10 protein-coding genes are annotated in these 10,457 nt (G+C 71.4%); 8 read left to right on the top strand and 2 right to left on the bottom strand.

Going from position 1 to position 10,457, the window contains the following annotated elements:
- Positions 1–51 precede the first annotated feature (51 nt).
- A complete protein-coding gene (locus FE256_RS16230; protein ID WP_138177731.1) occupies positions 52–918 on the bottom strand; it encodes an iron-sulfur binding domain-containing protein in 867 nt (288 codons plus the stop codon).
- A gap of 55 nt (positions 919–973) precedes the next feature.
- Between FE256_RS16230 and FE256_RS16225 the strand changes: the two genes are divergently transcribed.
- Genes FE256_RS16225 through FE256_RS16205 form a run of 5 tightly spaced genes read left to right on the top strand, consistent with a single transcriptional unit; the run spans position 974 to position 4,159 of the window.
- A complete protein-coding gene (locus tag FE256_RS16225) occupies positions 974–1,483 on the top strand; it encodes a nucleoside/nucleotide kinase family protein (protein ID WP_138177730.1) in 510 nt (169 codons plus the stop codon).
- Entirely contained in the window at positions 1,483–2,376 is an 894-nt protein-coding gene (truB, locus tag FE256_RS16220) for a tRNA pseudouridine(55) synthase TruB (protein ID WP_138177728.1), read from the top strand. Before FE256_RS16225 ends, truB begins: the two co-directional genes overlap by 1 nt.
- Positions 2,373–2,741, top strand: coding sequence for a hypothetical protein (locus FE256_RS16215; RefSeq protein ID WP_138177726.1), 369 nt, complete (start codon positions 2,373–2,375; stop codon positions 2,739–2,741). Before truB ends, FE256_RS16215 begins: the two co-directional genes overlap by 4 nt.
- 57 nt (positions 2,742–2,798) lie before the next feature.
- Positions 2,799–3,218, top strand: a complete 420-nt coding sequence (locus FE256_RS16210) for a hypothetical protein (RefSeq protein WP_138177724.1) — start codon at positions 2,799–2,801, stop codon at positions 3,216–3,218.
- Positions 3,215–4,159, top strand: coding sequence for a bifunctional riboflavin kinase/FAD synthetase (locus tag FE256_RS16205; RefSeq protein WP_138177722.1), 945 nt, complete (start codon positions 3,215–3,217; stop codon positions 4,157–4,159). Before FE256_RS16210 ends, FE256_RS16205 begins: the two co-directional genes overlap by 4 nt.
- 33 nt (positions 4,160–4,192) lie before the next feature.
- Here the strand turns inward: FE256_RS16205 and FE256_RS16200 are convergent, their stop codons facing one another.
- Entirely contained in the window at positions 4,193–5,560 is a 1,368-nt protein-coding gene (locus tag FE256_RS16200; protein WP_138177720.1) for an MFS transporter, read from the bottom strand.
- A gap of 242 nt (positions 5,561–5,802) precedes the next feature.
- Between FE256_RS16200 and FE256_RS16195 the strand changes: the two genes are divergently transcribed.
- From FE256_RS16195 to FE256_RS16185, 3 genes are all read left to right on the top strand, one after another.
- A complete protein-coding gene (locus FE256_RS16195) occupies positions 5,803–7,959 on the top strand; it encodes a DEAD/DEAH box helicase (RefSeq protein WP_138177718.1) in 2,157 nt (718 codons plus the stop codon).
- A gap of 95 nt (positions 7,960–8,054) precedes the next feature.
- Complete coding sequence (locus FE256_RS16190; protein ID WP_138177716.1) at positions 8,055–9,131, top strand: hypothetical protein; 1,077 nt, start codon at positions 8,055–8,057, stop codon at positions 9,129–9,131.
- A 95-nt stretch (positions 9,132–9,226) separates the two neighbouring features.
- Complete coding sequence (locus FE256_RS16185; protein ID WP_138177714.1) at positions 9,227–10,255, top strand: 6-phosphofructokinase; 1,029 nt, start codon at positions 9,227–9,229, stop codon at positions 10,253–10,255.
- The last annotated feature ends 202 nt before the right edge of the window (positions 10,256–10,457 follow it).

Below are 10,457 nucleotides of genomic sequence, written 5' to 3'. Positions count from 1 at the left end.
GCCCCGGCCCCGGCCCCGACCGTCTGATGCGGAACTGCGGCCGGTGTCGCGTCAGCGGGGCAGGAAGAGCAGTGCCTCGGCGGCCTCGGCCAGGCCGTCGGCGATGAGGGAATCGATCGCGCGGTCGCGCTGCACGGGGTCTGGCCAGTCGGCGATCACCGCGTCCAGGGGCACGGCGGCGGGTGCTGCCTCGCGCAGCACCTTCATGACCGCTCCGCGCGCCTGACGATCGCTGCCCTCGTACTTCGCTGGGCGACGGCGACGATCCTCGGATGCCGGATACCCGGCGTTCCGCCACGCGCACTGCGCCGAGAGCGGGCACACGTCGCACTTCGGCGATCGGGCGGTGCACACGATCGCGCCGAGTTCCATCGCGGCGGCGTTCACGATCGCGGCGGCGGTGAGGTCGGCCGGGAGCTCGGCATCCATGCGGGCGAGGTCGGCCTTGCCCGGAGGGCCGGGCTGCGCGACGCCGTCGACGACGCGCGCGAGCACCCGGCGGGTGTTGGTGTCGACGACCGGATGCCGATCCCCGTAGGCGAAGACCGCGACGGCGCGCGCGGTGTAGTCGCCGATCCCGGTGAGGGCGAGCAGCGCCTCGACGTCGCGCGGCACGACTCCGTCGTGACGATCGCGGATCTCGACCGCCGCCCGGTGCAGCCAGAGCGCGCGGCGCGGATAGCCGAGGTTCGCCCACTGGGTCACGGCCTCGGCCGGGGCGGCCGCGGCGAGGGCGGCCGGCGTCGGCCAGCGGTCGAGCCACGCCTCCAGGTGCGGGATCACGCGATTCACGGGCGTCTGCTGCAGCATGAACTCGCTCACGAGCGTTCCCCACGCCCCGAACCCGGCGCGGCGCCAGGGGAGGTCCCGCGCGGTGTCGCGATACCACGCGATGAGCGGCGCGGCGAGTGCTGGCATCCCTCCAGCGTAGATCGAGAGTCGGCGTGTCCGGCGCCCGGCCTAGGCTGGAGGCATGTCGCTCGAGTCCCTCCACCGCAGCCTCCGCGACGAGGTGCGTCAGAACTCCCGTTCCGGCCGGATCGTCGTCGCCGTCGACGCGCTGGATGCCGAGGCGGCCACCGCGTTCGCCGAGGGTTTCGCCGCGGCGCTCGGGGCGGACGGCACCCCCGTGTTCCGCGCCTCCCTGGGCGAGGTCGCTCCCGACCGGGCCGAGGCGGTGCGTGCGGAGCTGGTCGCACCGTTCCGGGCGGGTGAGCCGTTCCCGCCCGTCGGCGTCGAGGCGGCACCCGCGGACGCCGTGCTCGTCGTCGACGGAGCGTTCCTCCTGGACTCCGCGTTGCGCGGCATGTGGCACTGGTCGGTGTGGCTCGAGTCCTCGCCGCCGATCGGGGCACCCGCACCCGAGCGGAGCGACGCGCAGAAGCACTACCTCGCGGCGACGCGCCCGCGCGCGACGGCCTCGGCCATCGTCGAGAACTCGAATCCCGCCGACCCCGTGCGCGTGTTCGGCGACTTCTGCTGATGGCGCGCGCCGGAATCCTCCTGGTCGACAAGCCCGGAGGCCTCACCAGCCATGACGTCGTCGCGCGGGCCCGCCGCGCCCTCGGCACTCGCAAGATCGGGCACGCGGGCACTCTCGACCCGATGGCGACGGGGCTGCTCGTGCTCGGTGTCGAGGGTGCGACGCGCCTGCTCACCTTCATCGTCGGGGCCGACAAGACCTACGAGGCGACGATCCTGCTCGGGATCGAAACCGACAGCGACGACGCCGACGGCGAAGAGACGGCTCGAGCGGATGCCGCCGATGTCGCGGCGGTGACCGATGCGGCGATCGCGGCGGGCATCGCCGACCTCACGGGCGAGATCGACCAGGTGCCCAGCACCGTGTCGGCCATCAAGGTCGCGGGCCGCCGCGCGTACGACCTGGCGCGTGCCGGCGAGACCGTCGAGCTGAAGGCCCGACGCGTGACGGTGTCGCGCTTCGACGTGCGTGCCATCCGTCGGGACGCGGCGACGATCGCCCTCGACGTCGTCGTCGACTGCACCAGCGGCACCTACATCCGCGCCCTCGCCCGCGACCTGGGCCGAGCCCTCGGCGTCGGCGGACACCTCACGGCTCTGCGTCGCACGCGGATCGGTTCCTTCGACGTGGCGTCCGCGGCATCCGTCGACGACATCGCCGACGACGCCCTCGTCGACCCGGCCGTCGCTGCGGCCACGGTCGTCGGAGGTCTGGCCGTGGGCGACGACGACGCGCGCGATCTCCGCCACGGCAAGCGCATCGACGGCGGCGGTCGCCTCACGGGGGAGCGGGCTGCGGCGATCGATCCGGGTGGGCGCCTGGTGGGCATCGTCGAGCGGCGGGGGAGCCAACTCAAGAGCGTCATGAACATGCCCGAGGAGGCCGCGCGATGATCCTGTGGTTCACGCTCACGCAAGTGGGGGTCGCGGTTCTCGCGGGCCTCGTCGCGATCGCGGCGGGGCTGGCGGGACGTCGTCCCTCCGACCTCACCGTCGGGGCGCTCGCCCTCATCGAACTGCTGCTCATCGTGCAGATCGTCGTCGCCATCGTGTCGCCGTTCGCCGGCAACCCGGCCTCGGGCAGTCTGCTGGAGTACTGGACGTACCTCGTCTCGGCCGCACTGCTCCCGCCGGCCGGCGCCGCGTGGGCGCTCATCGAGCGCAGCCGCTGGAGCACCGTGATCATGGGGGTCGCGGCTCTCGCGGTGGCCGTCATGGTGTGGCGCATGCACGTGATCTGGACGGTGCAGGTCGCCTGACCCGGGCGCCGAACCGACGGCGAGCTGCGGTGCCGACCGAACTAGACTCGGAAGGTCATGGCATCCACCACTCCCGCCCGCACCCGCGGAATGACCGGCATCGGCCGGGTCCTCGTGATCGTCTACGGCATCATGGCGCTCGCCGCCACGGGGCGCTCGTTCGTGCAGATCGTCCGCGAGTTCGACGAAGCGCCGGTGGCTTATGCCCTGTCGGCGCTCGCGGCGGTCGTCTACATCCTCGCGACCCTCGCGCTGATCTTCTCGGCCCGCCCGGCCTGGTACCGGGTCGCCTGGGTGGCGATCGGCTTCGAGTTGATCGGCGTGATCGTCGTGGGCACTCTCAGTCTCGTCCTGCCCGCGCTGTTCCAGCACCCGACGGTGTGGTCGGTGTACGGCATCGGCTACGTGTTCATCCCGCTCGTACTGCCGTTCCTGGGCCTGTGGTGGCTCGTGCGGCACCGTCGGACGGCGTCGTGATCGTCTTCCGCAACCCCGAAGAGGTGCCCGCCGGGTTCGGGCCGTCGGTCGTGGCGATCGGCAAGTTCGACGGCGTCCACACCGGCCACCGTGCGGTGATCGATCGCGCGCGCGTCGAGGCCTCCGACGGGGCGAAGGTCGTCGCAGTCACCTTCGACCGCAACCCCCTCCGCGTGCTGCGGCCCGACACCTGCCCGCCGGATGTCATCGGCCCGCACCAGAAGCTCGAGCTGCTCGATCGCGCGGGAGTGGATGCCACCCTGCTGCTGACCTTCGACGAGGCGCTCGCCGCGCTCCCCGCCGATGTGTTCGTGCGCCGCGTCCTGGTCGACGCGCTCTCGGCGCGGACCGTTCTGGTCGGACGCGACTTCCGGTTCGGCGCGGGGGGTGCGGGCGATCCCGACCTGCTCGTCCGGATGGGCGAGGCGCACGGTTTCCGTGTCGACGTCGTCGACGATGTCCGCGCCGTCCATGCCGATCGTCGGGTGTCCTCGACGTGGATCCGCGAGGCCTTGGCCGCCGGTGACATCGCGACCGCCGCGCGCCTGCTCGGTCGGTCGCCGTCCGTGTGGGGCGAAGTGGTGCACGGCCTCAAGCGCGGGCGCGAGCTCGGCTATCCGACGGCCAACCTGTCACCCGACCTCGAGGGGTTCGTGCCCGCCGACGGGGTCTACGCCGGCTGGCTGATCGACATCGAGGGCACACGCCGCACCAGTTACCCCGCGGCGATCAGCATCGGGACGAACCCCACGTTCGACGACGTGCACGCCCGCCAGGTCGAGGTGTACGTGCTCGACGAGACCGATCTCGACCTCTACGGGCATCACGTCGAAGTGCGCTTCGTCGAGCGCGTGCGCGGCATGACGGCGTTCGACGGTGTCGACGCGCTGCTGGTGCAGATGGCCGATGACGTCGAGCGCGTGCGCCGCATCCTGCGCTGACGCTGTCGTCGGGTGCGCGGCAGCGCGACCGCCTCAGTCCTGACGCGACAGGTGATTGCGGATGCCGCAGAACGACGTCGCGGCGCCGAGCACCATCAGTACGGCGGTGAAGATCGCCGCGCGGTGGAACCCGTCGAGATCGAGCGCCCCGCCGGCGATCGCGGACACCGCAGCGATCGCGAGGAGGCCCGCGACGCGCGATACGGCGTTGTTGACCGCCGACGCGATGCCCGAGCGCTCCGCGTCGATCGCGCCGAGGACCGCGGCCGTCAGGGGCGACACCGTCGCCGTCAGACCGAGGCCGAACACGACGACCCCCGGGAGCACTTGCGTCCAGTAGTCGAACTCGGGGCGCACCGTCAGCAGCAACAGCGCGCCGATCGCCATGATCGCCGGCCCGAGCGTCATGAACAGGCGCGGCCCCAGCCGACCCGACAACGCCCCCATGCGCGAGCTCAGCGCGATCATGAGCAGAGTGCTGGGCAGCGACGCGAGTCCCGCGAGCGTCGCCGGCAGCCCCGCGCCCTGCTGCAGGTAGACGCTGAGGACGAAACCGTTCAGCGACAGCGCCGCGTAGACGAACATCGTCGTGAGGTTGCCGGTCCAGAAGTTGCGGGAGCGGAAGAGGTCCAGAGGCATCATCGGCTCGCGGGCGACGCGCTGACGCACGAGGAATCCGGCGAACGACAGCACGCCCAGCACGCCCGGAGCCCAGATGACCGGCGAGGACCAGCCGAGGTTCGGCTGCTCGATGAGCGCGAACACGACGCCGCCGAGGCCCGCCGCGCACAGGACCGCTCCGAGGATGTCGACGTGCGCCCCCGGCCGCCGGTGGTCGGTACGGCCCCGCCGGGCGAGCAGCCAGAGCGTCAGGCCGATCGGCAGGACGTTGACGAGGAAGACCAGGCGCCACGACAGCGTGTCCACGAAGACGCCGCCGATGAGGGGCCCCGCGATCATGGCGACGGTGGTCGCGCCCGTCCAGATGCCGATCGCGCGGGCCTGCGACGCGCCGCGGAAGGTGGAGGTGATCAGGGCGAGGGAACTCGGCACGAGCAGGGCGCCCGCGACGCCCTGCAGCGCCCGCGCGACGATGAGGAACTCGGCCGTGGGGGCCGCGGCGATCGCGACCGAGGTGATCCCGAAGCCGACGAGCCCGATCCGCAGGACGAGGGTCCGACCGAGGACGTCGCTCAAAGAGCCCGCGACGAGGATGAACGCCCCGAGCGTCACGAGATACGCGTCGACGACCCACTGCTGCGTCGACAGACCGCCACCGAGATCCCGCGAGATCGCGGGAAGCGCGACGTTGACGACCGTGCCGTCGAGGAAGGACACGAAGGATGCCAGTACCGCCACGGTCAGGACCACGCGCTGGTCCCGCGACATCGGTTCGGCCATGGGCCCAGCGTAGGTGTCCATGATCGCGGGCGGGTCGGTGAGGGTGCGACCGGCCCGGGACGCGCTAGAATAGGGGCGACCCCGTCACCCGCCTCCTCGCGAGCCGTTCCGGTGAAGACGCGTTGCGGGTCGCTGGCACTGCCGCTTCGGCGGGAGGCCGTGCGGCATTCTCCGGGGTCACTGATCCACCGGCGTCACGCCGGACGTCCCGGACCGATCCGGACGACACGCTCAGGAGGAGCATGCCGACCACGGCAACCGCAGCCCGTAGCTCGAGCCAACGGCGCCGCAAGACCTCGTCATCCCGTCGCGACGACGAGGCACCCGTCATCCCCATCCTCGCCCGGAAGGTTCGCGAGGTCGAAGCCAAAGCTCAGCGCGGAAAGCTCGGCCCCACCAACCGGGTGAAGTTTCAGGTGATCGCTTTCCTGGTGCGCGAAGAGCGCGCGCGGGTGAAGGCCGACACCGAGATCACCGACGGCGCCCGGGCCGAGCTGCTCAAGCGTCTCGACGGGGTAGCCACGATCCTGGCCAAGACCGCTGCACGCGACACGTCGCTCATCCAGCTGCTCGAGGTCGATCAGGCCACGTCGCCGGTCGCACGACGCATGCGCCGCGACTGGCTGCTGGAGTCCGGTGCCGAGCTCGCGCCCGACGAGCTCATCATCACCGACACCGCCCCCGCCGCCACGCCGGTGGTCCCCGCGGCGCTCGCCGAGAAGCAGGTCATCCCGCCCTCGATCGAGGCGCGGCAGATGGCCAACCCCTTCCTCCCGCCCGACCTCACCCCGCGTGCCACGGGTGACGCACCGCGCCGCCGCCTCGACGGGTGGGAGCTCATGGGCCCGCTCTACAAAGCGTTCGAGACCGGGGCCGGGGGATCGGCGGCGAGCATGGAGCTTCCGCCCGTGCCCGAGTTCGACCGCCTCTCGCCGCGCGGGCTCGAGGTCATGCCGCACCAGTCCCGGTTCCTCGAGGCCGTGCGCCTGGGCCACCGCTCGTTCCTGCTGGCCGACGAGCCGGGCCTGGGCAAGACCGCCGAGTCGGTGCTCGCCGCCTCCGTCGCCGAGGCCTACCCGCTGCTGGTGGTCGTGCCCAACGTCGTGAAGATGAACTGGGCGCGCGAGGTGCAGCGCTGGACACCGCACCGCCGCGCGACGGTCATCTCGGGCAGCGGCGCCGACATCGACGCGTTCGCCGACATCTTCATCGTCAACTACGAGATCCTCGACCGGCACCTGTCGTGGCTGTCGTCGATCGGCCTCAAGGGCATCGCGGTCGACGAGGCGCACTTCATCAAGAATCTGTCGTCGCAGCGGTCGCAGAACGTCCTCGCCCTGGCATCCCGTGTCCGTCAGCAGACGCGCGATCCGCTGCTGCTCGCGCTCACCGGAACGCCGCTCATCAACGACGTCGAGGACTTCGACGCGATCTGGCGGTTCCTGGGGTGGACGACCGGAGAGAAGCCCGGCGCCGAGCTCATGGAGAAGCTGGATGCCACCGGCCTCACGCCGGCCGACAAGGCGTTCTACCCGGAGGCTCGCGAGGCCGTGATCTCGATGGGCATCGTCCGTCGCAAGAAGAAGGACGTCGCCGCCGACCTCCCCGACAAGCTCGTGGCCGACCTCCCGGTCGAGCTCGACGACGAATTCGGGAGGTCGATCCGTCAGGCCGAGCGTGAGCTCGGAGCGCGCCTCGCGGCGAAGTACCGCCGCATCATCGAGGCGCGCGGCGACCGGGGCCTGGCCCCCGGCGAGATCGACGAGGACATCGTGCGCCTCGTCGCGCACGGCGAGCTCGAAGAGAGCAAGGCCGCCGGCACCGGTTCCGAGAACGTCTTCACGATGGTGCGCCGCATCGGTCAGGCCAAGGCGCACCTCGCCGCGGACTACGCCGTCCAGTTGCAGCGCTCGGTCGGCAAGGTCGTCTTCTTCGCCAAGCACATCGACGTCATGGATGCCGCCGAGGCGCACTTCAAGGCCTCGGGGCTGAAGTCGGTCTCGGTGCGCGGCGACCAGACGTCCACCGCCCGACAGGCCGCGATCGATGCGTTCAACAACGATCCGGGTGTCGGTATCGCCGTGTGCTCGCTGACCGCGGCCGGTGTCGGCCTGAACATGCAGGCGGCGTCCAACGTCGTGCTCGCCGAGCTGTCGTGGACCGCCGCGGAGCAGACGCAGGCCATCGACCGTGTGCACCGCATCGGCCAGGAAGAGCCCGTCACCGCGTGGCGCATCATCGCGGCCCACACGATCGACACCAAGATCGCCGAGCTCATCGACTCGAAGGAGGGCCTGGCCCAGCGCGCGTTGGACGGCCTCGCCATCGAGCCGGGATCGGGCGACTCGGTGCAGCTTTCGGCTCTCATGCACTTGCTGCGGCAGGCGCTCGGGGCCTGACCCCTCTCGCGAACGCCCCGGTTCTGCCGGGGCGTTCGCGCGTTGCGGGCGTGCGTCCTGGATGCCACGTCGGCGCTGTCGCTAGGGTCGGGGGCATGTCCCTCGACCCTTCGACGTTTCTCGACGGTCCGCGCGGACGGCGCTTGTGTCTCGAGATCCTGCTCGACGCGGCCCGGCAGTCCGACACACCCGTGGACCGGGATGCCACGCAGGCGGTGTTCTGGGCGGCGCACGCCCTCGCCGAGAACCCCGGGACCCTCATCCACATCGGGGGAGGTGACGAGCCGTTCGTCGAGCCCGAGGTCTCGAGCGCCCAGGCCGCTGCGGCACTCGCCGAGATCCCGACGCCCGAGATCACGCCCGCGCGGATCGAGCGGGCACTCGAAGTCGCGGTCGATCTCGCCGCGTACTGGCAGCCGCCGTCCGGCGAGGACGTCCTCGCCGCGGCCTCGGAGATGCGGCCCGTGCTCGCTCCCGTGGCCGCGGCCATTGCGCGATCGGGGCGCGCGGCCTCGTGGACCCGTCCGGTCGATCACGACGCGCAGGCGACGGTCACGTGGGAGGGAGCGAGCCCGTTCCGCACGGATACGGAAGCCGTCCTGTCGGAGTGGCGTGCGAACATGGCGGCGACCGAGATCCAGTTCGCGGCGTCTGCGTACAGCGAGCGGCTTTCGGGCCCGTGGTGGTCCACTCCGCCAGTCGACCTGCCCCGGACGACGCCGTCGCGCGGAGCCGAAGGCCCGGTCGGGATGTCTCTCGTGGAGGACTCCCTGGGGTGGACGTCGGCGAGGACGCGTAGCGTGACCGTCCCCGACGGAGAGGTCATCGAGATCGACGGCCCCGACGCGTGGGCGTCGCTGTGCCATCGGCATCCACTCGTCGTCACCGCCTCCCGGCGCAACGTGTGGCGCTGGACGACCGGTCGCGAGGGGGTCTGGGTCCAACCCGACTGGTCGGCGCTCGCGAAAGAGGCCGTGGGCGTCCACCTCACCACCGCGGGGTATGTGGCCACGGCAGGCCGCGTGGTCGACCTCGGCGGCCTCGGGGCGAGCGTCCTGGCGGGGTGGGGCCCCGACGAGACGTTCTGGTTCGGTGAGGTGGCACCCAGCGGGGAGGCGGAGGAGTGGACGCGTGAGGACTCCTCCGGCCCGGGCACCTGGCGTCGTGCGTGAGTGGTCCTCGGGTTCCCGCTTCCCGGGGGTGGGGCGATAGTCTCGGTGGTGGCAGCGTCGCCGACTCGATCATCCCCACTAGCGAGGTTCACAGCATGAAGATCGGCATCCTGACCAGCGGCGGAGACTGCCCCGGGCTGAACGCCGTCATCCGTGGCGTCGTGCTCAAGGGCACGACCAACTACGACATCGAGTTCGTCGGCATCCGCGACGGATGGCGCGGAGTCGTCGACGGCGACTTCTTCCCGCTCACCCGACACGAAGTGAAGGGGCTGTCCAAGGTCGGCGGCACGATCCTCGGCACCAGCCGCACCAACCCCTATGAGGGGGTCCGCGGTGGCGCCGAGAACATCTCGAAGACGCTGTACGGGCACCGTATCGACGGCATCCTGGCCATCGGCGGCGAGGGCACTCTCGCCGCGGCCGACCGCCTGTCGAAGGACGGCATCAACGTCCTGGGCGTGCCCAAGACGATCGACAACGACCTGCGCGCCACCGACTACTCCTTCGGCTTCGACACCGCCGTGAACATCGCCACGGATGCCATGGACCGCCTGCGCACCACCGGCGACTCCCACCAGCGGTGCATGGTCGCCGAAGTCATGGGCCGCCACGTCGGGTGGATCGCGCTGCACGCCGGCATCGCCGCCGGTGCGCACGTCATCTGCATTCCCGAAGTTCCGATGTCGATCGACGAGATCGTCGAGCAGGTCACGCGCGCCCACGACCGCGGCCGCGCGCCCCTGGTCGTCGTCTCGGAGGGGTTCAAGCTCAAGGGCATGGACGAGGCCTTCAGCGACAAGGGGCTGGATGCCTTCAACCGCCCCCGCCTCGGCGGCATCGGCGAGCTGCTGGCCCCCGAGATCGAGCGCCTGACCGGCATCGAGACCCGGGCCACGGTGCTGGGTCACATCCAGCGCGGCGGTTCGCCGTCGGCCTTCGACCGCGTGCTCGCGACCCGTCTGGGGCTGCACGCCGCCGACGCGCTGAACGACGGCGCCTGGGGCCAGATGGTGGCGATGAGCGGCACCGACATCGTGCGCGTTCCCTTCGCCGACGCCCTCGGCGAGCTGAACTCGGTCCCCCTCTACCGCTACGAAGAGGCCGCGGCGCTCTTCGGCTGAGCCCCGGCTCTCGCCCCCGTCCCTCCGGAGCGTCTCGCGCCCCGTCCCGCCGCCGCGGGGCGGGGCGCTGTGTTGCGCGGGGCGCGGGCGCGCTTCCGGAACAGGCCGTGCGCCGGAGACAGGGCGATCACGCCGAGATCGGCCTGTTTCGGGTGCATCGCCTGTTCTGGATGCGGTGGCGGTGTGCCGGTGGGGGTGGTGG

The sequence above is a fragment of the Microbacterium sp. 5K110 genome, assembly GCF_005774735.1.
Taxonomy (GTDB): domain Bacteria; phylum Actinomycetota; class Actinomycetes; order Actinomycetales; family Microbacteriaceae; genus Microbacterium.
The sequence above is the reverse complement of the archived record's forward strand: the minus strand, read 5'-3'. Positions and strand labels throughout refer to the sequence as shown.

Bases quoted from the DNA above. Each gene is read 5' to 3' on its own strand.
- FE256_RS16185 (WP_138177714.1), top strand. From the start codon at position 9,227: ATGAAGATCGGCATCCTGACCAGCGGCGGAGACTGCCCCGGGCTGAAC.
- truB (WP_138177728.1), top strand. From the start codon at position 1,483: ATGGCGCGCGCCGGAATCCTCCTGGTCGACAAGCCCGGAGGCCTCACC.
- FE256_RS16210 (WP_138177724.1), top strand. From the start codon at position 2,799: ATGGCATCCACCACTCCCGCCCGCACCCGCGGAATGACCGGCATCGGC.
- FE256_RS16195 (WP_138177718.1), top strand. From the start codon at position 5,803: ATGCCGACCACGGCAACCGCAGCCCGTAGCTCGAGCCAACGGCGCCGC.
- FE256_RS16215 (WP_138177726.1), top strand. From the start codon at position 2,373: ATGATCCTGTGGTTCACGCTCACGCAAGTGGGGGTCGCGGTTCTCGCG.
- FE256_RS16200 (WP_138177720.1), bottom strand. From the start codon at position 5,560: ATGGCCGAACCGATGTCGCGGGACCAGCGCGTGGTCCTGACCGTGGCG.
- FE256_RS16230 (WP_138177731.1), bottom strand. From the start codon at position 918: ATGCCAGCACTCGCCGCGCCGCTCATCGCGTGGTATCGCGACACCGCG.
- FE256_RS16225 (WP_138177730.1), top strand. From the start codon at position 974: ATGTCGCTCGAGTCCCTCCACCGCAGCCTCCGCGACGAGGTGCGTCAG.
- FE256_RS16190 (WP_138177716.1), top strand. From the start codon at position 8,055: ATGTCCCTCGACCCTTCGACGTTTCTCGACGGTCCGCGCGGACGGCGC.